Source organism: Klebsiella sp. HN106, from assembly GCF_051209435.1.
Lineage (GTDB): Bacteria > Pseudomonadota > Gammaproteobacteria > Enterobacterales > Enterobacteriaceae > Klebsiella > Klebsiella oxytoca.
In genome coordinates this window covers 108,735-131,794 of record NZ_JBLURD010000004.1, presented here as the reverse complement: position 1 = coordinate 131,794, position 23,060 = coordinate 108,735, and the positions used below count along the sequence as shown (strand labels likewise).

23 protein-coding genes are annotated in these 23,060 nt (G+C 55.6%); 10 read left to right on the top strand and 13 right to left on the bottom strand.

Going from position 1 to position 23,060, the window contains the following annotated elements; all coding sequences use genetic code 11:
* Window positions 1-65: 65 nt before the first annotated feature.
* On the bottom strand, window positions 66-125 hold the full coding sequence (gene ypfM, locus ACSIPU_RS13260) for a protein YpfM (RefSeq protein ID WP_100181659.1): 60 nt from the start codon (window positions 123-125) through the stop codon (window positions 66-68).
* Window positions 126-511: 386 nt separating this feature from the next.
* Between ypfM and ACSIPU_RS13255 the strand changes: the two genes are divergently transcribed.
* Genes ACSIPU_RS13255 through ACSIPU_RS13245 form a run of 3 tightly spaced genes read left to right on the top strand, consistent with a single transcriptional unit; the run spans window position 512 to window position 2,227 of the window.
* Window positions 512-865: an ArsC family reductase gene (locus tag ACSIPU_RS13255; RefSeq protein WP_004104403.1), complete on the top strand. Its 354-nt coding sequence runs from the start codon at window positions 512-514 to the stop codon at window positions 863-865.
* A 3-nt stretch (window positions 866-868) separates the two neighbouring features.
* Complete coding sequence (gene dapE / locus ACSIPU_RS13250; protein WP_004104405.1) at window positions 869-1,996, top strand: succinyl-diaminopimelate desuccinylase; 1,128 nt, start codon at window positions 869-871, stop codon at window positions 1,994-1,996.
* A gap of 27 nt (window positions 1,997-2,023) precedes the next feature.
* Entirely contained in the window at window positions 2,024-2,227 is a 204-nt protein-coding gene (locus ACSIPU_RS13245) for a YpfN family protein (RefSeq protein WP_004104407.1), read from the top strand.
* Between the two features lie 359 nt (window positions 2,228-2,586).
* On the opposite strand, the gene ypfH is transcribed toward ACSIPU_RS13245, so the two are convergent.
* The 6 genes from ypfH to dapA all read right to left on the bottom strand — a co-directional run bounded on the left by ypfH (window position 2,587) and on the right by dapA (window position 9,115).
* Complete coding sequence (gene ypfH, locus ACSIPU_RS13240) at window positions 2,587-3,285, bottom strand: esterase (RefSeq protein ID WP_023329903.1); 699 nt, start codon at window positions 3,283-3,285, stop codon at window positions 2,587-2,589.
* A 73-nt stretch (window positions 3,286-3,358) separates the two neighbouring features.
* Window positions 3,359-5,362, bottom strand: a complete 2,004-nt coding sequence (locus ACSIPU_RS13235; RefSeq protein ID WP_196557866.1) for a tRNA(Met) cytidine acetyltransferase TmcA — start codon at window positions 5,360-5,362, stop codon at window positions 3,359-3,361.
* A gap of 12 nt (window positions 5,363-5,374) precedes the next feature.
* Window positions 5,375-6,244 carry a KPN_02809 family neutral zinc metallopeptidase gene (ypfJ, locus tag ACSIPU_RS13230; protein ID WP_023321410.1) on the bottom strand — a complete coding sequence of 290 codons (870 nt, stop codon included), beginning with the start codon at window positions 6,242-6,244 and terminating at the stop codon, window positions 5,375-5,377.
* A 119-nt stretch (window positions 6,245-6,363) separates the two neighbouring features.
* The gene (gene purC, locus ACSIPU_RS13225; RefSeq protein WP_004104417.1) at window positions 6,364-7,077 is read right to left on the bottom strand and encodes a phosphoribosylaminoimidazolesuccinocarboxamide synthase; all 714 of its coding nucleotides are present in this window, start codon (window positions 7,075-7,077) and stop codon (window positions 6,364-6,366) included.
* A 108-nt stretch (window positions 7,078-7,185) separates the two neighbouring features.
* Window positions 7,186-8,220, bottom strand: a complete 1,035-nt coding sequence (gene bamC, locus ACSIPU_RS13220) for an outer membrane protein assembly factor BamC (protein WP_004104418.1) — start codon at window positions 8,218-8,220, stop codon at window positions 7,186-7,188.
* A 16-nt stretch (window positions 8,221-8,236) separates the two neighbouring features.
* A complete protein-coding gene (gene dapA / locus ACSIPU_RS13215; protein WP_004104419.1) occupies window positions 8,237-9,115 on the bottom strand; it encodes a 4-hydroxy-tetrahydrodipicolinate synthase in 879 nt (292 codons plus the stop codon).
* A gap of 153 nt (window positions 9,116-9,268) precedes the next feature.
* Between dapA and ACSIPU_RS13210 the strand changes: the two genes are divergently transcribed.
* Together ACSIPU_RS13210 and bcp are read left to right on the top strand one after the other, a co-directional pair.
* Window positions 9,269-9,838: a glycine cleavage system transcriptional repressor gene (locus ACSIPU_RS13210; protein ID WP_004104421.1), complete on the top strand. Its 570-nt coding sequence runs from the start codon at window positions 9,269-9,271 to the stop codon at window positions 9,836-9,838.
* 3 nt (window positions 9,839-9,841) lie between these two features.
* Window positions 9,842-10,312 carry a thioredoxin-dependent thiol peroxidase gene (gene bcp / locus ACSIPU_RS13205; RefSeq protein ID WP_004104423.1) on the top strand — a complete coding sequence of 157 codons (471 nt, stop codon included), beginning with the start codon at window positions 9,842-9,844 and terminating at the stop codon, window positions 10,310-10,312.
* 71 nt (window positions 10,313-10,383) lie between these two features.
* Here the strand turns inward: bcp and ACSIPU_RS13200 are convergent, their stop codons facing one another.
* Entirely contained in the window at window positions 10,384-11,451 is a 1,068-nt protein-coding gene (locus ACSIPU_RS13200; protein WP_004104424.1) for an AI-2E family transporter, read from the bottom strand.
* Between the two features lie 229 nt (window positions 11,452-11,680).
* Between ACSIPU_RS13200 and bepA the strand changes: the two genes are divergently transcribed.
* Complete coding sequence (gene bepA / locus ACSIPU_RS13195; protein ID WP_004114384.1) at window positions 11,681-13,144, top strand: beta-barrel assembly-enhancing protease; 1,464 nt, start codon at window positions 11,681-11,683, stop codon at window positions 13,142-13,144.
* Between the two features lie 9 nt (window positions 13,145-13,153).
* Window positions 13,154-13,513: an arsenate reductase (glutaredoxin) gene (gene arsC / locus ACSIPU_RS13190; protein ID WP_047720799.1), complete on the top strand. Its 360-nt coding sequence runs from the start codon at window positions 13,154-13,156 to the stop codon at window positions 13,511-13,513.
* A 39-nt stretch (window positions 13,514-13,552) separates the two neighbouring features.
* Here the strand turns inward: arsC and ACSIPU_RS13185 are convergent, their stop codons facing one another.
* The 5 genes from ACSIPU_RS13185 to bglK all read right to left on the bottom strand — a co-directional run bounded on the left by ACSIPU_RS13185 (window position 13,553) and on the right by bglK (window position 18,877).
* The gene (locus tag ACSIPU_RS13185; RefSeq protein ID WP_227628680.1) at window positions 13,553-14,254 is read right to left on the bottom strand and encodes a DnaA inactivator Hda; all 702 of its coding nucleotides are present in this window, start codon (window positions 14,252-14,254) and stop codon (window positions 13,553-13,555) included.
* 95 nt (window positions 14,255-14,349) lie between these two features.
* Window positions 14,350-15,639, bottom strand: coding sequence for a uracil permease (gene uraA, locus ACSIPU_RS13180; protein WP_004104428.1), 1,290 nt, complete (start codon window positions 15,637-15,639; stop codon window positions 14,350-14,352).
* A 95-nt stretch (window positions 15,640-15,734) separates the two neighbouring features.
* A complete protein-coding gene (gene upp, locus ACSIPU_RS13175; protein WP_004104429.1) occupies window positions 15,735-16,361 on the bottom strand; it encodes a uracil phosphoribosyltransferase in 627 nt (208 codons plus the stop codon).
* A gap of 182 nt (window positions 16,362-16,543) precedes the next feature.
* Window positions 16,544-17,974, bottom strand: coding sequence for a 6-phospho-beta-glucosidase (locus ACSIPU_RS13170; protein ID WP_024274547.1), 1,431 nt, complete (start codon window positions 17,972-17,974; stop codon window positions 16,544-16,546).
* 9 nt (window positions 17,975-17,983) lie between these two features.
* On the bottom strand, window positions 17,984-18,877 hold the full coding sequence (gene bglK / locus ACSIPU_RS13165; protein WP_196550940.1) for a beta-glucoside kinase BglK: 894 nt from the start codon (window positions 18,875-18,877) through the stop codon (window positions 17,984-17,986).
* Between the two features lie 265 nt (window positions 18,878-19,142).
* On the opposite strand from bglK, the gene purM reads away from it, so the two are divergent.
* From purM to ppk1, 3 genes are all read left to right on the top strand, one after another.
* Window positions 19,143-20,180, top strand: a complete 1,038-nt coding sequence (purM, locus tag ACSIPU_RS13160) for a phosphoribosylformylglycinamidine cyclo-ligase (RefSeq protein WP_004104433.1) — start codon at window positions 19,143-19,145, stop codon at window positions 20,178-20,180.
* Window positions 20,177-20,818, top strand: a complete 642-nt coding sequence (gene purN / locus ACSIPU_RS13155) for a phosphoribosylglycinamide formyltransferase (RefSeq protein ID WP_004114390.1) — start codon at window positions 20,177-20,179, stop codon at window positions 20,816-20,818. Before purM ends, purN begins: the two co-directional genes overlap by 4 nt.
* A 179-nt stretch (window positions 20,819-20,997) precedes the next feature.
* Window positions 20,998-23,058, top strand: a complete 2,061-nt coding sequence (gene ppk1 / locus ACSIPU_RS13150; RefSeq protein ID WP_004104435.1) for a polyphosphate kinase 1 — start codon at window positions 20,998-21,000, stop codon at window positions 23,056-23,058.
* The last annotated feature ends 2 nt before the right edge of the window (window positions 23,059-23,060 follow it).

The following is a 23,060-nucleotide window of genomic DNA, read 5'->3' as shown; positions in this document are numbered from 1 at the left end:
GATGTGGTCGCTTCAACTGCATTATTATTCTGCCTGTGAAATCGCCATGCTTTTATTGCGGAAATCTATTTACGAAGCATGCCTTCGATAAAGTCTTTCCAGTTCCCCAGTTCATGTTCAATCATAATAGCCTCTCTTATTATTATGGGTGATTTTATGCAAATTCATTGATGGTTAAAAGCGCGTTTGCGCTATCGTTCTGATAACTCTAATTACCCCCTGCGGAATGATTTCTTTCGTTCGTAAGTACTATGACCCGATTCCGGGCATTTTAATGTGACCGACAGCAACAATTAGCAACATTTGTTCATCAGCCAGAAGCGCCTGGCGCCGCCTTATGACCAGCACTGGTCACGGCCAGTCGCTCAAAAAACAGCCAGAATGTAACGTTAAATATCTCTGGCGGGGAAAAAACGATATTTATTAATGTAATTCACGTATTATTTATTCAGGGTTTATATATTCGGAAGATTCTTAGCTAATCATTTAATTCAACGGAAAAGGTTTAATCATGCTCACCATGTACGGGATAAAAAACTGCGACACCATTAAAAAGGCCCGTCGCTGGCTGGAAGCCCATCAGATAGAATATCGCTTTCATGATTATCGTGTCGATGGCCTGGATCGCAATTTATTAGACACCTTTATTGCCGAGCTCGGCTGGGAAGCGCTGCTCAATACTCGCGGTACGACCTGGCGCAAGCTGGACGAAACGGTTCGCACCGGTATCAATAACGCCGACGCCGCGGCGAAACTGATGCTGGAAATGCCGGCAATCATCAAACGCCCATTGCTCTGCGCGCCCGGTCAGCCTATGCTGCTGGGTTTCAGTGAATCAAGTTATCAGCAGTTTAACGAGGTGTAGTCTATGTCTTGCCCGGTCATTGAGCTGGCTCAGCAGCTTATTCGCCGCCCTTCCCTCAGCCCCGATGATGCGGGATGCCAGGCGTTAATGATTGAACGTCTGCGTGCGATTGGCTTTACCGTTGAACCGATGGATTTCGGGGATACCCAAAACTTCTGGGCCTGGCGCGGGCGCGGGGAAACGCTGGCGTTTGCCGGCCATACCGATGTCGTTCCGTCGGGCGACGCCGATCGCTGGATTAACCCCCCCTTTGAACCCACCATTCGCGACGGCATGCTGTTTGGCCGCGGCGCCGCAGATATGAAAGGCTCGCTCGCGGCGATGGTGGTCGCGGCAGAACGCTTTGTGGCTCAGTATCCGAATCATAAAGGTCGTCTGGCCTTCCTGATCACTTCAGATGAAGAGGCCAGCGCCAAAAACGGTACCGTAAAGGTTGTTGAAGCGCTGATGGCGCGCAATGAGCGCCTGGATTATTGCCTGGTCGGCGAACCGTCCAGCACCGAAGTCGTCGGCGATGTCGTCAAAAACGGCCGTCGCGGCTCGCTGACCTGCAACCTGACCATTCACGGCGTACAGGGGCACGTGGCCTATCCGCATCTCGCCGATAACCCGGTCCACCGCGCCGCCCCGATGCTGGCGGAACTGGTGAACATCGAATGGGATAAGGGCAACGAATTCTTTCCGCCGACCAGTATGCAAATCGCTAACGTGCAGTCCGGGACCGGCAGCAACAACGTCATTCCCGGCGACATGTTCGTCCAGTTCAACTTCCGCTTTAGCACTGAGCTGACCGATGAAATGATTAAAGCGCGCGTCGTGGCGCTGCTGGAGAAATACGAACTGCGCTACAGCGTGGACTGGTGGCTCTCGGGGCAGCCGTTCCTGACCAGCCGCGGTAAGCTGGTTGATGCGGTGGTTAACGCTATTGAGCACTATAATGAAATAAAACCGCAGCTGCTGACTAACGGCGGCACGTCCGACGGGCGCTTTATCGCGCGTATGGGCGCGCAGGTGGTTGAACTGGGGCCAGTGAATGCCACCATTCATAAAATAAACGAGTGTGTGAATGCCGCCGACCTCCAGCTACTGGCGCGGATGTATCAACGCATTATGGAGCAGCTGGTCGCCTGACGGCATCAATAGAGAAGAGGTAAGCGCATGGATTGGCTATCGAAGTACTGGTGGGTCCTGGTGTTGGTATTTTTGGTGGGCGTGATGATCAACGTGATTAAAGATCTTACCCGCGTTGACCATAAAAAATTTCTCAACAATAAACCGGATCTGCCGCCGCACCGCGACTTCAATGATAAGTGGGATGACGATGACGACTGGCCGAAGAACGACCCGTCAAAGAAGAAGTAACATCTTTTTTTGTTAGGTTTTCCCGGTAGCGCATCGCTGAGGAGGCTACGGGCTTACAGTCAGTCTGTGGGTCAAGTAACCCGGACAGATGCGCAGCATCGCCTCCGGGAAATGATTCCACTCTGCTCCCTTTCCCCGGGGGCGGCGCTTAACGCGCCTTGCCCGGGCTACGGATTTACAGCCCATCTGCGGGCCGGTAGCCCTAACAGGTGCGCAGCATCGCCTCCGGGAAATGATTCCACTCTGCGCTCTTATCCCGTGGGCGGCGCTTAACGCGCCTTGCCCGGGCTACAGATTTACAGCCCGTCTGCGGGCCGGTAGCCCGGACAGGCGCAACGCGCCGCCTCCGGGTTTATTATTTATAGCAGTTCAATAATATCGCTGTCTTTCGGCGTGCTGCCGCTGAGCGCTTCGTCGAAATAGTGCTTCGGTACGGTAAAGCGCAGATGATCGAGAGCAAACTGCATGCTGCGATCGTCAATCGCGTGCCCCAGATCCTCAACGATATCCAGCGTCACATCCCCGCCGGCCTGCTGCAACGCCTCCTGCCCCGCAACCGCCCACGCCAGATCGATAACCCGATCTTCACCGCCGTGGATCAGGTGAATCGTGGTCGCGGTCGTCGCCGTCTCGGGCAGAGTCGCATAGCGGCCGTTGAAGGCAATCACCCGCGATGCCAGACCCGGTTCGGCTTTAATGCTTTCCAGCGCCATAATCGCCCCCTGCGAGAAGCCGATCAGCGCCGTCGCCTGCGGGCTGACGCCGCTCTGTTGTTGCCAGTAGCGCACCGTTTCAATAAAGGTCGGCATAATCGCATCTACGCGCTGCTGGCGATTTTCTTCGCTGACGCCCTGGACAGAAAACCACTGGCGTCCCGGAGCCGGGCCGCACGGCTCCGCGCCGCCGATGCTGACGATAAGCGCATCGGGAAAGAGCGGCGCAAACCAGCTACCGATTTGCCCCATGGCCACCGGGTTATCGCCGACGCCATGAAACAGCAGCAGCAGTTGCTGTGCAGGTGTTGCGGGGCTTTGAACGATAAAATGATCGTGTTTCATGGCTTTCTCCTTAATGTCTGCAAGGAAGTTTACGCCGCGGAGGGAATATGACCATGCCATTTAACTGATGAAGTTAGTTAAAAAATTGCAACATCTGAACCTGCCGGCGCAGGTCGTTGGCGCGGTTTTCATCCAGGCTGAGCAGCGCCTGCGCCGCCTCTTCGCGCAGCCTGGCCAGCAGCGCTTTCCGTCCGGATAAACCTAACGTTCGGCAAAGCGCGGTCTCATCCTGCTGCTGCAGGCGGGCCCGCAGCGCCGGAAGCGGCAGCACCACCAGCATAAGCAGGCGATTGAGGCTACCCGCCGAGGTCAGCAGCGGACGATGGGCAAAAGCAAAACCCGCTACCTCCAGCCAGTCTTCTTCAGTAACAATAGTCGCTTTCAGCGCCGTCAGCGGCACAGGTTCATCTCGCCACTCGCGCAGCCAGAATTCGTCGCGCTGCAGCCGTTGGGCTTCTTCGCTTGCCAGGCAATGTCCCGCTTCGCTGAGAGGATAGAGCGCCATCGCGGTGTAACAGCCACTGCTGGCTTCCCGATGCGTGCCCAGCCGCACCAGCGTAAAACCGCAGCTTTGCCAGAAACGCCAAAGTTCGGGAGTATAGCCAAAACTGACTGAGAGATAATCCCGGTCCGCAGCCTGAGCCGCCGCCCGGGCCACCAGCCGCTGCCCCAGCCCCTCGCGCTGGCGAGCCGGATGCACGGCAATACGGCTGATGCGCAGGCCCGTCAACGTGGCCGCCAATGGGCTACCGCCATGCGCCGCCAGCGACTGCGCCACCAGATTTCCGCGCGGACGCCGATAGCCGGCCCATACCGCCCGGCTAAGCGACGGCTCAAGACCGCCCTCCTCCACCAGCCACAACGCCCCGGCGATGCGCTCGCCGCTATGGGCGCAGGTAAAATGCTGTCCTGGCGCATCCAGCATGCGCCGGAGATCCAGCGGCGACGTGCGATAGTGGGCCCCGGAGAGCAGCTGATACATCGCTTCCGGTAACGCAGGCTGCCGCCGCCAGCACTGCTGGCTGACGTTCTCCAGCGCGATATCGCCGCCTGGCGCATGCTGGAAGGTCTCATCATTGAACAACAGCAACTGTGCAATTGCCGCTTCCAGCGGACAGCCGCTAGCCCAGCGGATGGGCGTCGTGAGGCTAAACTGCCGTAGGTGCGCGAAGCTGGCGCAAAATTTAAGTAAAAAACCGCGTCCGGTCCCTTCATATCCCTGAACGGTGGTGATCAGCAGCGTTCTCGGGAAACGGGAAACAAGCTGGCGCAGCAGCGGCCCGGGGATGGCGGCAGCCTCGTCGACTATCAGCCATCCCGCTTGACGTCCGGACGCCAGTAATGCATCGGGCGCCATAAAGTTAACGCTCTCCCCGGCGAAAGCCGCCATCACCTCCGTCGCTCCGCGCGCCGGCGCGGTAACGATGGCGTCACCTTTTAGCTGGCGGAGAAGCATTCCCGCGAGAGCGGACTTCCCTCGCCCGCGTTCGGCGGTCAACGCGGCAATACCGGGGGGGAAATCGGCCAGTTCGGCAAGAACGGCGGCCTGCTCCGCCTGCGGATGACCATCGGCGAAATGCCATCGCGGGCGCTCGGGAAATACGGGTACGACCCGTTCATGGCCCTGCCGCCAGAGAATGGACGCTTTATCCGCAACAATCTGTTGGCAAAAACGATAAACAAAGTTCGGCGTGGGTATGGGATCGGGAGCGTCGCTCCAGCGCCGGGAATCCGCATCAGGACGGGCCGGCCATTGGGCGAAGTCGGGGGTGAGCAATACCAGCCAGCTACCGGCGCGTAGCGTACCGGCTAACGCGGCGAAAGCGGCAACATCAAAGCCCGCGCGGGCATCGAAAAAGGCGTGCTGGTATTCGCGGCCCAACAGCGATCTCAGATCTGCAGGCGGGACGTACGGCGCAGGCATCGGCTGTGGGCCAACCCACAGTCCGTCTCCGGCCAGCGCTGTGCGTATTTGTTGCGCCTGAAGCTGAGTCCAGGCATCGTCGCCGCTGAGAACCAGCAGACGACGAATGCCTTCGCGCGCCATCTGCGCCGTCAGACGACGCAGTTCATCCATGACAGAAGAGCATTACAGCGCATTGCCGAAGGTGTTGCACTGCGCCGGGTCGCCGCTATCGAAGCCGTGTTTAAACCAGGTATAGCGCTGCTGCGACGTTCCGTGGGTAAAGCTGTCCGGCACCACCCGCCCCTGGCTCTGCTGCTGCAGGCGATCGTCGCCAATCGCCTCTGCGGCATTCAGCGCTTCCTGGAGGTCGCCGGTCTCCATGTAGTCCTGCTTCTGCATGTTGTAGCCCCAGACGCCAGCGAAGCAGTCCGCCTGTAGTTCCATTTTCACCGACAGGCGATTCGCTTCCGCCTGCGAAGCGTTTTGCTGTAGCTGACGCACTTTCGATTCAATACCCAGCAGCTTTTGTACGTGGTGGCCAACCTCGTGGGCGATAACGTAGCCCTGTGCGAAATCGCCGCCGGCGCCAAGCTTGTTTCTCATCTCATCGTAGAATGACAGGTCGATATACACCGTGCTGTCCGCCGGGCAGTAAAAAGGCCCCATAACGGATTGACCGGTACCGCAGGCGGTCCGCGTCGCGCCGCGGTACATCACCAGTTTGGGCTGCGGATACTGGCGGCCCATATCTTTAAATATTGCTCCCCAGGTATCTTCCGTGTCCGCCAGAATCACCTTAGTGAATTTTGCGGCTTCTTCATCCTGCGGGCTGATGGAGCGTTGGGTGGTGGTTTGCTGCGGAGATACCGGCTCGCCGGTCAGCATGCCGGTTAAATCGACGCCGTAATAGCCCGCCACCAGAACAATAATCAGCAGCACAATGCCGCCTTTGCCGCTGGGGAGACGAAAACCGCCCCCGCCGCCCATTGGCGAACCAGATTGACTACGACGATCTTCAACATTGTCGCTCTCGCGACGTCCTTGCCAGCGCATAAGCACCTCAATTCATCATATTAACCAATGAATAAGATCGTAGGCGGTTCAGCGAAGGATTACCACAGGAAACAGCAAGAAGAGCGCCAGAAGAAGAAAACTTCTCCTGGCGTAGGGGATTAGTCGAGCTTCACGCCCAGGCGATGAGCGACTTCTTCGTAGGCTTCAATCAGGCCGCCGAGGCTCTGGCGGAAACGGTCTTTGTCCATTTTATCCATGGTCTTTTTATCCCACAGACGGCTGCCGTCCGGAGAAAATTCATCCCCCAGCACCACTTCGCCTTTGAACAGACCAAATTCCAGCTTGAAATCCACCAGGATCAGGCCCGCATCGTCAAACAGCTTTTTCAGCACATCGTTAGCTTTGTAGGTCAGCTCCTGCATACGCGCCAGGTTCTCTTTGCTCACCCAGCCAAAGGTTTCGCAGTAGGATTCGTTGACCATCGGATCGTGCATGGCGTCGTTCTTCAGGAACAGGTCGAACAGCGGCGGGTTCAGCTCGATGCCCTCTTCAATCCCTAAGCGTTTCACCAGCGAACCGGCAGCGCGGTTACGTACCACGCACTCCACCGGCACCATATCCAGCTTTTTAACCAGACACTCGGTATCGGACAACAGCGCTTCCATCTGGGTCGGGATACCCGCTTCCGCCAGCTTGCTCATAATGAAATGGTTGAACTTGTTGTTCACCATGCCTTTACGATCGAACTGCTCAATGCGAGCGCCGTCCCCTGCTGACGTATCGTTACGGAATTCGAGTATCAACAGATCCGGGTTCTCGGTGCTGTATACCGTCTTCGCCTTACCACGATACAACTCAGCTTGCTTTTGCATCTTTGTCACTCCAGTGATGATTAACGATAAAAATTTGTGCTTTTCTGCCGACGCACACGTTTGCGTCACTATACATTAAAAAGGGCCGGATTGCTCCAGCCCTGTTAATTACTTACTTAATGCGGCCTGGAATACGGCAACCAGGGCATCATTTTGCGACTGCGTCAGAGTATGGCCTTTCGGGTCGATGAACTGCAGACTGCTGCGGTTATCGAGGTCCCCGACCTGCAGTTTATAATCGCCGGACACCAGCTGTGGGTCGCGAGCGCCCAGATCGGTCCAGCCGCTGTCGGAAAGCGGTTTATAGGTCACGGACAAGTTACCCTGAGAGCGAGAACTATCAGTTACCTTCATACCCACTTTTTCCAGCGCGCCCGGCAGGCGTTGCCATACCAGATTAAACGGTGCGCGAACGATCAGCATCGGCAGACCGGTATCATCAGCCCCGCTCTGCACGTCGAAGGTTGCCCCGGCATTTTTCTGCGCGGCGTTCTGCGCGCTGGTCGCGTTCAGATCCAGACCTTCGGAAATGACGTTCAGCATGGCGGTACTGTAGCGCTGCAGCGAAGCCGGATCGGCAACAGGTTTACCTGCCTGCTCCAGATTCACCAGCTTCACGATCACCGCCTGCTGGTAGCCCTGCTGTTTAACTGAGATTTGATAGCGACCACGATACTGCTGGTCTTCATCGAGGCGATTCCATTCGACCCAGTCGGTATTCAGCGTCTGGCTGGCATCGTCGCGTTTAGCGATAGTGTAGTTTTTCGACTGCACGATGCTTGCCACCTGCGCCCACAGCGAACCGCTGCGCCCGTTTTCCACCATCAGCGTTGCGGTATCACCGTTAAACTGCGTGCGCGCGCCGCTGACCAGCGCCAGAGGCTGGGCTGGCGGACGAATATCCAGCGCTTTGCCTGTATTACCGGTGCTGGTCGCAACCGGAATATTATAATCACCCACCTGAACCGGCAGAATCATACCTGCTGGCGCGTGAAGTTCACTAAGCGGCGTAGCCTGCAAATAGGCCTCGTCGCCGCTCACCTGACGCTTATAGCGCGAGTCAGAACTACAGGCCGCGAGGAGTAGAACCAGCGAAACACCCGCAACCTTCGCCAGGCGCGACTTCTGTACTGAGTAAGCCATCAAATCTCCCTAAACTTTACAGCAAACCGGCATGCTTCAGCGCTGCGGTAACAACCTTCGTACCGTTTTCGGTAATCGGGGTCATCGGCAGGCGTAGCGTATCGGTCGCCACAAGACCCAACGCCTTACAGGCCCACTTGACCGGGATAGGGTTGGGTTCGACAAATAATTTGGTATGCAATGGCATCAGACGCTGGTTAATCGCACGAGCTTCGGCAAATTGACCTGCTAGCGCCAGTCGGCACATCTCGGCCATTTCACGCGCCGCAACGTTTGTCGTTACGGAAATCACGCCATGGCCGCCTAGCTGCATAAAGTCCATTCCGGTCGCGTCATCGCCGCTCAGCAGAATAAAGTCATCTGAAACCAGCTCTTTGATCTGATGAACCCGGCTTAAGTTCCCCGTCGCTTCCTTAATACCGATAATATTTTTGATTTCCGCCAGACGACCAACGGTTTCAGGCAGCATATCGCAACCGGTACGGGAGGGCACATTATACAGAATTTGCGGCAGGTCAGTATGTTCTGCGATAGCTTTAAAGTGTTGGAAGAGTCCTTCCTGAGTCGGACGGTTGTAATAAGGCGTTACCGTCAGGCAGCCAACCACGCCGCTATCGTTAAATCTTTTAGTCAGGCTAATCGCCTCTGCGGTTGCATTAGCACCGGTACCGGCAATGACCGGGATACGCCCGTCGGCCAGTTCCAGCGTCTGCATGACCACGTCACCATGCTCTTCATGGCTCAATGTTGCGGACTCTCCGGTAGTACCTACCGAAACAATCGCCGAGGTTCCGTTGGCGACATGGTAATCAATCAGTTTTTTCAGGCTTGACCGGCAAACGTTGCCGTTTTCATCCATCGGCGTGACAAGCGCTACAATACTTCCCGTAAACATGGGCCATCCTCAGAGCATAAGTGGGACAAGATTCTCAATGTTACGTTTGGTGCCGCAATAAAAGCAAGAGAGCCGATGCCATCAGGGATGTTGTATGCCGGTTTTTTTTATGCTTTCCTAACGTTACCTCACCTTTTTAAAGGAAGAACAGGTTTGACAGCCTCATTACAACACTATCTGGTTATTACCGCGTTGGGTGCTGACCGCCCAGGCATCGTGAATACGATCACTCGTCACGTCAGCAGCTGCGGCTGTAATATCGAAGACAGTCGGCTGGCCATGCTTGGCGATGAGTTTACGTTTATCATGCTGCTTTCCGGTTCATGGAATGCAATTAACCTGATTGAATCAACTCTGCCGCTGAAAGGCGCCGAGCTGGATCTGCTTATCGTGATGAAGCGTACAACCGCAAGGCCGCCGCAGGCGATGCAGAATAGCGTCTGGGTTCAGGTTGAGGTGCCGGATTCACCGCACATCATTGAGCGATTCACGGCTCTGTGCGATACGTGGAAAATGAACATTGCCGAACTGGTTTCCCGTACTCAGCCGGGAGCGAACGACGATTCAGCACAGCTTTTTATTCAAATCACCGCCCACAGCCCGACTACGCAAAATGCATCAAATATCGAACAAGCGTTCAAAGCCCTATGTACAGAACTGAATGCACAAGGCAGTATTAACATCGTTAATTATTCACAGCATGATGAACAGGATGGAGTTTGAGTGATGAACCCACTGAAAGCCGGTGATATTGCACCGAAATTTAGCTTACCGGACCAGGACGGCGAGGAAGTAAATTTGACCGACTTCCAGGGACAGCGTGTTCTGGTTTATTTTTATCCCAAAGCCATGACCCCGGGCTGCACCGTACAGGCGTGCGGTTTACGCGATAATATGGACGACCTGAAAAAAGCAGGCGTTGAAGTTCTGGGAATCAGTACGGATAAACCAGAAAAACTCTCCCGTTTCGCCGAAAAAGAGCTGCTGAACTTCACTCTGCTGTCTGATGAAGATCATCAGGTGTGCGAGCAGTTCGGTATCTGGGGTGAAAAAACCTTTATGGGGAAAACCTACGACGGTATTCATCGTATTAGCTTCCTCATCGATGCCAATGGCAAAATCGAACATGTTTTTGATGACTTCAAAACCAGCAATCACCACGACGTGGTGCTGAACTGGCTGAAAGAAAACGCCTGACGCACGAGTAAACGCAAGACGCCGGGTCATCGCCCGGCGTCTTTTTTTAGGCCATTCTTTGCGGCTTCGCGCTAATGCTCGTCTTCCACTATCAGGCCATCCGGCCAGGCATGCACCACCGCTTTGATGAGCGTCGCCAGCGGGATCGCGAAGAACACTCCCCAGAATCCCCACAGACCACCGAAAATCACCACCGACAGAATAATGACCAGCGGATGCAGGTTAACGGCTTCCGAGAACAGTACCGGCACCAGCAGGTTGCCGTCCAGCCCCTGAATAATCAGGTAAACCGCAAACAGGCTCCAGAACTCGGTGCCCGCGCCAAACTGGAACAACGCCACGCCCACCACCGGAATAGTGACCACAAAGGCGCCGATATAGGGAATTAATACCGAGAATCCGACCAGTACCGCCAGCAGCAGCGAATAGTTAAGGCCAAAAAGGATAAAGCCAATCCACGTCGCCACGCCGACGACGATCATCTCCAGCACCTTACCGCGGATATAGTTGGTAATTTGCTGGTTCATCTCTTTCCACACCTGCCCGGCCAGGCCGCGGTTGCGCGGCAGCACCCGGCGCACGGCGTTAAGCATCTGCTCTTTATCTTTCAGCAGAAAGAAAACCATCAGCGGAACCAACACCAGGTAGACCGCCAGCGTCAGCAGCCCGACCAGGGAGGCCAGCGAATATTTCACCACCGAATCGCCGACGGTTAACATCCGGCTGCGCATGTTCTCCGCCATCGCGTCGATAATCCCGGCATCCATTAAGGCCGGATAACGGCGCGGCACCGTGGCGGCGAAATCGGAAAGCTTATTCAGCATTCCCGGCATATCGCGAATCAGATAAATACCCTGCTGCCAGGCAACAGGCATCACCACGAACGCCATCAGGAGCAGAATACCGACGAACAGAATCAGCACAACCGACGTGGCCCAGGTACGTGAAAAACCGATACGCTCCAGTCTGACGGTAGGCCACTCCAGCAAATAGGCCAGAACAATCGACACTAACAAAGGCGCCAGCAGGCCGCTGAAGAAAAACATAATGCCGAACCCGGCCAGCAAAATGACCAGCAGCGCTATCGCCTCCGGATCGCTGAACCGTCGACGGTACCACTGCATTAACATCTGAAGCATAAAACCCTTCCCTGAAGAGCAAAGCTGTAACAATCTCAGGAATTGTATCGAAATGTCACAAAAAAGACTTCGCTTTTTATGGGTAAAACCACAAACATTAATGACCGGGTGAATATCATATTTGCAACGCCGCGAACGACGGCTAAACTCGCTGAACCTGCTTGCGGTCAGGGAACATTACGCCGCACAATCGGTCAAACTGGCACACCTACATTACAGGACAGAGGTTATGTTCAGGCAGTTGAAGAAAACGCTGGTGGCGACCGTCATAGCGTCGCTGACGCTGGGTTCAATATTACCTGCTTTTGCCGACACCGCAGACACCCTGCCGGACATGGGCACCTCCGCAGGAAGCACGCTCTCCATCGGCCAGGAAATGCAGATGGGAGACTACTATGTACGCCAGCTGCGCGGCAGTGCGCCGTTAATTAATGACCCGCTGCTGGTGCAATATATTAACGGTTTAGGCATGCGCCTGGTCTCGCACGCCAATTCCGTGCGCACCCCGTTCCACTTTTATTTAATCAATAACGATCAGATTAACGCCTTTGCTTTCTTCGGCGGCAACGTGGTGCTGCACTCGGCCCTGTTCCGCTACTCGGATAACGAAAGCGAGCTGGCATCGGTCATGGCGCACGAAATTTCTCACGTTACCCAGCGCCACCTTGCCCGCGCCATGGAAGACCAAAAGCGTAACGCCCCGCTCACCTGGGTCGGTGCGCTGGGTTCAATTCTTCTGGCGATGGCCAGCCCGCAGGCCGGTATGGCCGCGCTGACCGGTACCCTGGCGGGTAGCCAGCAGGGAATGATCAGCTTTACCCGTCAAAACGAAGAAGAGGCCGACCGCATTGGTATTCAGGTCCTTCAGCGCTCTGGGTTCGACCCGCAGGCGATGCCGGCGTTTATGGGAAAACTGCTCGACGAGTCGCGCTACTCCACCCGTCCGCCGGAAATGCTGCTGACGCACCCGCTGCCGGAAAGCCGGCTTGCCGACGCCCGCAACCGCGCGAATCAAATGCGCCCGGTTGTCGCACAGTCCTCAGCTGACTTCTATCTGGCGAAAGCCAGAACGCTCGGTATGTACACTTCCGGCGATAATAAGCTGGGCAATGACCTGCTGAGCAGCTGGGAAAAAGGCAATATTCGCGAACAGCACGCCGCCCAGTACGGTCGCGCTCTGCTGGCAATGGGCAACAACAACTACGATCTGGCGCGCAAAACGCTACAGCCGTTGCTGACCGCAGAACCGCAGAACGCCTGGTATCTCGACCTGGCCACCGATATCGACCTCGGGCAAAAAAGAGCGACAGACGCGATTAACCGCCTGAAAAGCGCTCGCGAACTGCGCACCAACCCGGTGCTGCAGCTCAACCTCGCCAACGCCCTGCTGGAAGGAGGACAACCGGCGGAAGCCGCGAATATCCTTAACCGCTACACCTTTAATAATAGAGATGACATCAACGGTTGGGAGCTGCTGGCGCAGGCGGAAGCCAAACTGGGCAATCGCGATCAGGAGCTGGCTGCCAGAGCAGAAGGGATGGCGCTGGTAGGCCGCCTCGATCAGGCGATTACCCTGCTCAGCAGCGCCAGCTCGCAGGTGAAATTAGGCAGCTTACAGCAGGCCCGCTACGATGCGCGTATCGATCAGCTGCGCCAGCTGCAGCAACGCTTTAAACCGTACCAGAAAATGTAAGGAGATCTCATGTCCGATACGGTCAAAATCTATCACAACCCGCGCTGCTCCAAGAGCCGCGACACGTTGAGCCTGCTGAAGGCTAACGGTATCTACCCTGAAGTGGTGCTCTATCTGGAGACGCCGCCGGATGCCGCCACGCTGCGCCAGTTGCTGAAGATGTTAGGGATGGCCAGCGCGCGCGAGTTAATGCGCCAGAAAGAAGATCTCTATAAATCGCTGGATCTCGCTAATCCGCAGCTCAGCGAAGATGCGCTGATCCAGGCAATGATCGATAATCCAAAACTGATTGAGCGTCCTATTGTCGTCAGCCACGGCGAGGCCCGTATCGGCCGCCCGCCGGAGCAGGTACTGGAGATCGTTAACTAGCATCATCCAGCCGCGGTTGGCTTCGGAAGCCGCGGCCCGCTACAGCTTGAGGATCTCTTTGACGAAAGGAATGGTCAGCTTGCGCTGGGCGGTAATAGAGGCGCGATCGAGCTGATCGAGCGTCATAAACAGCGAGCGCATTTCACGATCCAGGCGCTTGAGGAGGAACCGGCAGACGTCTTCCGGCATTTCAAAGCCGCGCAGCCTCGCCCGCAGCTGAAGCGCCTGGAGCTTATCTTCATCCGATAGCGGCTGCAGCTTGTAGATTTGTCCCCAGTCGAGGCGCGAGGCAAGATCCGGCAGGCCCAGCTTGAGCTGGCGCGGCGGTCGATCGCCGGTGATCAGCAGCCGGGTTTTACCGGATTCGAGGATGCGGTTGTAGAGGTCGAAAATCGCCATTTCCCACAGCTCATCGCCCGCCACGCATTCAATATTGTCGATGCAAACCAGCGATAGCTGCTCCATTCCGTCCAGCACTTCAGGAACAAACCACGTCCGTTTATCCAGCGGCACATAGCCCACCGCATCACCGCGCTGGGAAAGTTCCGCGCATGCTGCGTGCAGGAGATGGCTGCGCCCCGCCCCTTCGCGTGACCAGATATAGATGTATCCGCTATGCTCCTGCCGCAGCACATTTTGCAGGGCGGCAAGAAGAGAAGGGTTACCACCCGGCCAGAAACTTGCGAAAGTTTCATCATCGGGAAGATACAGTGGCAAAGAGAGCTGTGCCGGTGCGTTCAGATGGACCTCAACATAGGCTTTCAGAAAAACGCGGAGAGTTTAGCACAGAAATACGCAAGGAGAGAACCGGGCAGGATCGCCGCCCGGTATAAGGATCAATGTTTTGCTTCTTCGCTATCGGCAGCGTCGAGAACGACCTCTTCCGGACGCAATACGCCGATCAGTTTAAAGATCAGACTCAGGCCGACGCCAACAATCGTCGCCAGCGCCATGCCTTTCAGTTCGGCGGCGCCGATATGCACTTTTGCACCGCTCACGCCGATAATCAGGATGACGGAGGTCAGAATCAGGTTCTGCGCCTTGTTGTAATCGACTTTTGATTCGATCAGCACGCGAATACCCGATGCGCCAATCACTCCGTACAGCAGCAGAGAGACACCGCCCATTACCGGCAGCGGGATAATCTGGATCGCCGCCGCCAGCTTGCCGACGCAGGAGAGCAGAATCGCGATGATCGCCGCGCCGCCGATAACCCAGGTACTGTAAACGCGGGTAATCGCCATCACGCCAATGTTCTCGCCGTAGGTGGTGTTCGGCGTGGAGCCAAAGAAGCCGGAGATCACCGTGGAGAGACCGTTGGCAAACATTGAACGATGCAGGCCCGGATCGCGGATCAGATCTTTTTTGACGATATTGGCCGTTACCACCAGATGCCCAACGTGCTCGGCGATCACCACCAGCGCGGCTGGAAGAATGGTGAAAATCGCAAACCATTCAAAGCGCGGGGTGTAGAAGGTCGGCAGCGCGAACCAGTGAGCCTCGGCGATGGGCGTCGTATCGACAACGCCCATTACGAAGGAGAGCGCGTAGCCAACCAGGACGCCGATTAAAATCGGGATAATCGCCAGGAAACCGCGGAACAGCACCGAACCGAAGACCGTCACCGCCAGCGTCACCATCGAAATGATGATGGTTTTGCTGTCCGGCGATTGCCCCTCTGCGGGCAGCAGACCGGCCATATTCGCCGCGACGCCCGCCAGCTCCAGCCCGATAACCGCAACAATCGCACCCATCGCCGCCGGGGGGAACATCACATCAAGCCAGCCGGTGCCGGCTTTTTTGACAATAAAGGAGACGATGCAAAACAGCACGCCGCACATGATAAAGCCGCCGAGAGCGACTTCGTAGCCCAACGGTAGCAGAAGCAGTACCGGAGAAATAAACGCAAAGCTCGATCCCAGATAAGCCGGGATTTTGCCTTTGCAGATGAAAAGGTATAACAGCGTTCCGATGCCGTTAAACAGCAGTACCGTGGCCGGATTGATGTGAAACAGAACGGGCACCAGTACCGTTGCGCCAAACATGGCGAACAGATGTTGCAAACTAAGCGGGATTGTCTGTAAAAGCGGCGGTCTTTCACTCACCCCGATAGCACGGCGCGTCATGGCATTTTCCTCTGAGAGTCGTTTGTTGATTGCTGTTGGTGTGTTTTATTCAAAAAAAAGCCGACTCTTAAAGTCGGCTTTTTCTACTTCATCGTTTATTTCGTACCAAAAATCTTATCGCCGGCATCGCCGAGCCCCGGAATAATGTATCCGTGCTCGTTCAGGCCCTGGTCGATGGACGCGGTATACAGCTCAACGTCCGGATGCGCTTTCTCCAGCGCGGCGATACCTTCCGGCGCGGCCACCAGAACCAGCACCTTAATGCTGGAGCAGCCGGCTTTTTTCAGCAGGTCGATGGTGGCGATCATCGAGCCGCCGGTTGCCAGCATCGGGTCAACCACCAGCGCCATTCGTTCGTCGATATTGGATACCAGCTTCTGGAAGTAAGGAACCGGCTCAAGAGTCTCTTCGTTACGATAGATGCCTACCACGCTGATGCGCGCGCTTGGCACGTGCTCAAGCACGCCTTCCATCATCCCCAGACCCGCGCGCAGAATCGGCACAACGGTAATTTTTTTACCCTTGATCTGCTCAACTTCTACCGGGCCGTTCCAGCCTTCGATGGTCACTTTTTCAGTCGCCAGATCGGCGGTGGCTTCATAAGTCAGTAAGCTGCCAACTTCTGAGGCGAGTTCACGGAAGCGTTTGGTGCTGATGTCGTGCTCACGCATCAGGCCCAGCTTGTGTTTGACGAGTGGGTGTTTCACTTCCACGATCTTCATTCTCTTTCTCCTCTGAGGGGCAGCCACAAAAAAAATCGCCGGATTATACCGCCTTTTTCCTTTTACGCCATAGCCGATATGTTTGACCGGGATCAACCAAAATGCTTTACGCTGCCTGAGCCAGTATAAAACAAAATAAAAAAACCCCGCGAAAGCGGGGCTGAATGGGGCTTTAGGGCTGTTTATAGCTTTTCGCCGTTGCTGCTGATAACCTGCTGATACCAGGCAAAAGATTTCTTGCGGCTACGCGCCAGGGTGCCCTTACCTTCATTGTCTTTATCTACATAGATAAACCCGTAGCGTTTTTTCATCTCGCCGGTACCTGCGGAGACCAGATCGATACAGCCCCACGGGGTGTAGCCCATCAGGTCGACGCCATCCTCAACAACCGCTTTTTTCATCTCGGCGATATGGGCGGAGAGATAGTCGATACGGTACTGGTCATCTACCGAACCGTCCGCTTCGCGCACGTCAATGGCGCCAAAGCCGTTCTCCACGATAAACAGCGGCAACTGATAATGGTCCCAGAACCAGTTCAGGGAGTAGCGCAGCCCGACCGGATCAATCTGCCAGCCCCAGTCTGACTTCTGCACGTACGGATTGGAAACCAGGCTGGTGGTTTCGTCATAATCCAGCAGCGGATTGTCATCCGTTGCTTTCGTGGCAAACGACATATAGTAGCTAAAGCCAATATAATCGACGCAGCCCTGAGTCAGCGCCGCGCGGTCTTCTTCGGTGATATCCAGTTTAAAACCGCGGCGCTCGAAGTAGTTCAGCAGGTGCTGCGGATATTTGCCGCGCACGTGAACGTCGGTAAACCAGTAGCGGCGATGCATGGCGTTCATCGCCATCATCATATCGTTGGGCGCGCAGCTCAGCGGGTAAATAGGACACATGGCGATCATGCAGCCCACCTGCAACGACGGGTTAATTTCGCGGGCGGCCTTAACCGCCAGCGCGCTGGCGACCAGCTCATAGTGCGCTGCCTGATACATCACCGGCTCACGGTCTTCACCCGGCAGATACTTCAGTCCGGAGTTAGTAAACGGGGCAAAATCTTCGTGGAAATTGGCCTGGTTATTGATCTCATTAAAGGTCATCCAGTACTTCACTTTATGCTGGTAGCGGGTAAACACCACCCGGGCAAAGCGGACGAAGAAATCAATCAGCTTACGGTTACGCCAGCCGCCGTACTCCGTCACCAGATGGTACGGCATTTCGAAGTGGGAGAGCGTAATCACCGGCTCAATGCCGTGCTTCAGGCACTCGTCGAACAGGTCATCGTAAAACTGCAGGCCGGCTTCGTTAGGTTCTTGCTCATCGCCCTGCGGGAAGATCCTCGTCCAGGCAATGGAGGTGCGGAAACACTTGAAGCCCATTTCGGCAAACAGCTGAACGTCGTCTTTATAACGATGGTAGAAATCAATCGCCTCGTGGTTGGGATAGTTTTTCCCTGGCAGGACGCCATCCGTGATTTCGCGCGGTACGCCGTGTGCGCCTGCGGTCATGACGTCGGCGACGCTCACCCCTTTACCGCCCTCTTTCCAGCCGCCTTCCAGCTGATGCGCCGCTACCGCACCGCCCCACAGAAAACCTTCTTTAAATCCAGACATGTTCTCTCCCTATGCGCAGTCGCCGCTCTGCGACCGGTGTTGCTGATTGAAATGGTAAACCGCGCCTACCAGCCCGGCATCGTTGCCGTGGCTGACGGTGTCGAGATACTCCGCAATGCCAAACCAGGCCAGATGCTCGCGCAGCAGCGCCAGAAATCCCGGTCGTTCCACAATTCCACCGCCGATCAAAATCGTTTGCGGATCGAATAAGTTAACGAGGTTGTAAAGCCCGGTACCCAGGCCGTTAAAGAATTCAGCGACCAGCCGTCGACAGGTCGCGTCGCCCGCATCGTAGCGGTCAAAAATCTCTTCGCCGGTGACGTCATCCAGCGCTTTGCCGAGATGCTCAGCGTAGCGATGGCGCAGCACGCGCAGCGTGCAGTTTTCGTTCATCGAATAGCGCCGCACATCACGGGTGCCCGGACGCGCGGTTTGCATATAACCGAATTCGCCGGCGCGGAAACGTGCGCCGTGGACCAACTGGTTATTACAGAAAATCGCCCCGCCGATGCCGGTGCCGATGGTCAGGACCAGGAAGTTGCTCATGTCGGCGGCTTTACCCCGCCAGCGCTCGGCCAGCAGCACGCAGTTAGCATCATTTTCAATGGCGACGGGCAATCCCACCTGCTGCTCAAGCCAGGCCTTGATAGCGAAGTTATCGAACTTACGGATGGCGCCGCCCATTTCGATAAAGCCGGTGTGCGGATTAACGTAGCCGGGAGCGCTGATCGCCACTCCTTTACATTCCGGGTGAGCGGCGATCCACGTCAGCATCGCCTGCAGGATCTGGTCGCCATCGCTGTCGATAAGGGTCTGCTTTCCTTTATCCAGCAGCTCGCCTTCGCGCGTCATTACCCCCATTTTTAACGCCGTGCCACCGATATCGAATGCGGCAATTTTCATCCTCAGCTTTCCTCCAGAATCCATCAAATTCTCGGTTTATCTCGCGTAGCAGCAGGAAAGAAACCGGTTTCAGTGGCATGATGATTATTCCTGAGAACGCTGGCAAGCAGAAGAATGTACCCGGTTTCATTTTCGTGAACGGTATCAAATTTGCGCACTTATCGGCCGTTTTACATCGACTGCAAAGCAGGCTCGCAAACGTTTGCTTTCCCTGTTAGAATTGCGCCGTTTTTTATTGCTACCGCAAACGCGTGGAGACTTCGCAGTGACCGATAAAACCTCTCTCAGCTATAAAGATGCCGGCGTGGATATTGATGCAGGCAACGCTCTCGTCGACCGTATTAAGGGCGTGGTGAAGAAAACTCGCCGCCCGGAAGTGATGGGTGGACTGGGCGGATTCGGCGCGCTGTGCGCGCTGCCGCAGAAGTATCGCGAGCCGGTTCTGGTCTCCGGCACCGACGGCGTCGGCACCAAGCTGCGTCTGGCGATGGACCTGAAGCGCCACGACACTATCGGTATCGACCTGGTCGCCATGTGCGTAAACGACCTCGTGGTTCAGGGCGCCGAGCCGCTGTTCTTCCTTGATTACTACGCGACCGGCAAACTGGATGTTGATACTGCGGCTAGCGTAATCAGCGGCATTGCCGAAGGTTGTCTGCAGTCAGGCTGCGCGCTGGTGGGCGGCGAGACGGCGGAAATGCCGGGCATGTATCACGGAGAAGATTATGACGTGGCTGGTTTCTGCGTCGGCGTGGTAGAAAAGTCAGAAATTATCGACGGCAGCAAAGTAGCCGATGGCGATGTGCTGGTGGCGCTGGCCTCCAGCGGACCGCACTCTAACGGCTACTCTCTGGTACGCAAAATTATCGAAGTCAGCGGCGTTGACCCGCAAACCACCGATCTCAACGGCAAACCGCTGGCTGACCACCTGCTGGCCCCGACCCGAATTTATGTGAAGTCCGTGCTCGACCTGATTGCCAACGTAGACGTGCACGCTATCGCCCACCTGACCGGCGGCGGCTTCTGGGAAAATATCCCGCGCGTCCTGCCGGACAACACCCAGGCGGTCATTGATGAATCTTCCTGGCAGTGGCCGGAAGTGTTCAACTGGCTGCAAACCGCGGGTAACGTCAGCAGCCACGAAATGTATCGCACCTTTAACTGCGGCGTCGGCATGGTAATCGCGCTGCCGGCAGACGCGGCGGATAAGGCGATTGCCTTCCTGAACGACAAAGGTGAAAACGCGTGGAAAATAGGGTATATCAAAGCCTCTGATTCCGAACAGCGTGTGGTCATTGAATGAAAAACATCGTGGTGCTGATTTCCGGCAACGGTAGCAACCTGCAGGCGATTATCGACGCCTGCGCCCGGAAAAAAATCAACGGCACCCTGCGTGCAGTCTTCAGCAACAAGGCCGACGCGTTCGGCCTTGAGCGCGCGCGCGCGGCGAATATTCCGGCTCACGCTCTCGCCGCCAGCCAGTTTGCCAACCGGGAAGCCTTCGATCGCGAGCTGATGCACGAGATCGACGCCTATGCGCCGGATCTGGTGGTACTGGCCGGCTATATGCGTATTCTTAGTCCGGCTTTTGTCGCCCACTATCAGGGGCGGATGCTGAATATCCACCCTTCCCTGCTGCCAAAATATCCGGGGCTGCATACCCATCGCCAGGCTCTGGAAAATGGCGATGAGGAGCACGGGACGTCGGTGCATTTCGTGACCGATGAGCTGGATGGCGGTCCGGTGGTATTGCAGGCAAAGGTGCCGGTTTTCGCTGAAGATACCGAAGACGACATTACCGCCCGCGTACAGGCGCAGGAACACGATATCTATCCCCTGGCTATTAGCTGGTTTGTCGACGGCCGCCTGCGCGCGGAGGGCAACGAAGCCTGGCTTGATGAAGTGAAGCTACCGCCGCAAGGCTACGCTGCCGAAGAGTAACCTCCCGCCCTGCGTTTTATCCACGCGGGGCTTTTTTTTGATTAAAATCGTTTAACAATCAAATATATTGGAGAAATAATTCTTCTTACTGTCATATTGTTGTGACAGAGTGAATCGCTATGCGGAAAATTTCGTCATAATAGTCTATGTCCTGTGAGTAAAACGGAGTGTGAGCTGTAATGGGCCAGGAAAAGCTATACATCGAAAAAGAACTCAGCTGGTTATCCTTCAACGAGCGCGTACTTCAGGAAGCGGCGGACAAAAGCAATCCGCTGATCGAGCGCATGCGTTTTTTGGGGATTTACTCCAACAACCTCGATGAATTTTACAAGGTGCGCTTTGCCGAACTGAAGCGCCGCATCATCATTAGCGAAGAACAAGGCAGTACCGCACACTCTCGCCATCTGCTGGGAAAAATCCAGGCTCGCGTGCTCAAGGCCGATCAGGAGTTTGACGGTTTATACAATGAGCTGCTGCTGGAGATGGCGCGTAACCAGATTTTCCTGATTAACGAACGCCAGCTCTCCGTCAACCAGCAGTCCTGGCTGCGCAACTACTTCAAGCTGTATCTTCGTCAGCACATTACGCCGATCCTGATTAACCGCGAAACGGATCTGGTTCAGTTTCTGAAGGATGATTACACCTATCTGGCCGTCGAGATTATTCGCGGGGATAGCATCAATTACGCGCTTCTCGAGATTCCATCAGACAAGGTGCCGCGTTTTGTGAATCTGCCGCCGGAAGCGCCGCGCCGTCGCAAGCCAATGATTCTGTTAGACAACATTCTGCGCTATTGTCTGGATGATATCTTCAAGGGCTTTTTCGATTACGATGCGCTGAATGCCTACTCGATGAAAATGACGCGTGATGCCGAATACGATCTGGTGCATGAGATGGAATCGAGCCTGATGGAGCTGATGTCCTCCAGCCTGAAGCAGCGTCTGACCGCCGAGCCGGTGCGCTTCGTTTATCAGCGCGATATGCCGGACGCGATGGTCGAAATGCTGCGCGACAAGCTCTCCATCTCTAACTACGACTCTATGCTGCCGGGCGGTCGTTACCACAATTTTAAAGACTTTATCGGCTTCCCCAACGTCGGCAAAGCCAATCTGGTGAATAAACCGATGCCGCGTCTGCGCCATCTGTGGTTCGATAAATTCCGTAACGGCTTTGATGCAATTCGCGAACGCGACGTGCTGCTTTATTATCCGTACCACACTTTCGAACACGTGCTTGAGCTGCTGCGCCAGGCCTCTTTCGACCCGAGCGTGCTGGCCATCAAAATCAACATCTACCGCGTAGCGAAAGATTCACGAATCATCGACTCGATGATTCACGCCGCCCACAACGGTAAGAAAGTGACCGTGGTCGTGGAGCTGCAGGCGCGTTTCGATGAAGAAGCCAATATTCACTGGGCTAAACGCCTGACCGAAGCTGGCGTGCACGTCATTTTCTCCGCCCCGGGTCTCAAAATTCACGCCAAGCTGTTCCTGGTTTCGCGTAAAGAGGGTGATGAAGTCGTGCGCTATGCGCACATCGGTACCGGCAACTTCAACGAAAAAACCGCGCGTCTGTACACCGACTATTCGCTGCTGACCGCCGATGCGCGCATCACCAATGAAGTCCGCCGGGTATTTAACTTTATCGAAAACCCCTATCGTCCGGTCAGCTTCGATTACCTGCTGGTATCGCCGCAAAACTCGCGCCGACTGCTTTATGAGATGATCGATCGCGAGATCGCCAACGCGCAAAATAGTCAGCCATCAGGAATCACCCTGAAGCTGAACAATCTGGTCGATAAAGGCCTGGTAGACCGCCTTTACGCCGCCTCCAGCTCAGGCGTTCCGGTTAATTTGCTTATTCGCGGCATGTGCTCGCTGATCCCTGGCCTCGAAGGAATCAGCGAAAATATACGCGTCATCAGCATTGTTGACCGTTTCCTTGAGCATGACCGCGTTTATTGCTTCGAAAACGGCGGCGATAAGCAGGTTTGGCTATCGTCCGCGGACTGGATGACGCGCAATATTGACTATCGTATCGAAGTGGCCGCGCCGCTGCTGGATCCGCGTCTGAAACAGCGCGTACTCGATATTTTCGATCTCCTCTTCAACGATACGGTCAAAGCACGCTATCTTGATAAAGAACTGAGTAATCGCTACGTGCCGCGCGGCAATCGCCGCAAAGTGCGCGCACAGATGGCGATATACGACTACCTCAAATCACTTGAACAGCCCGATTAACC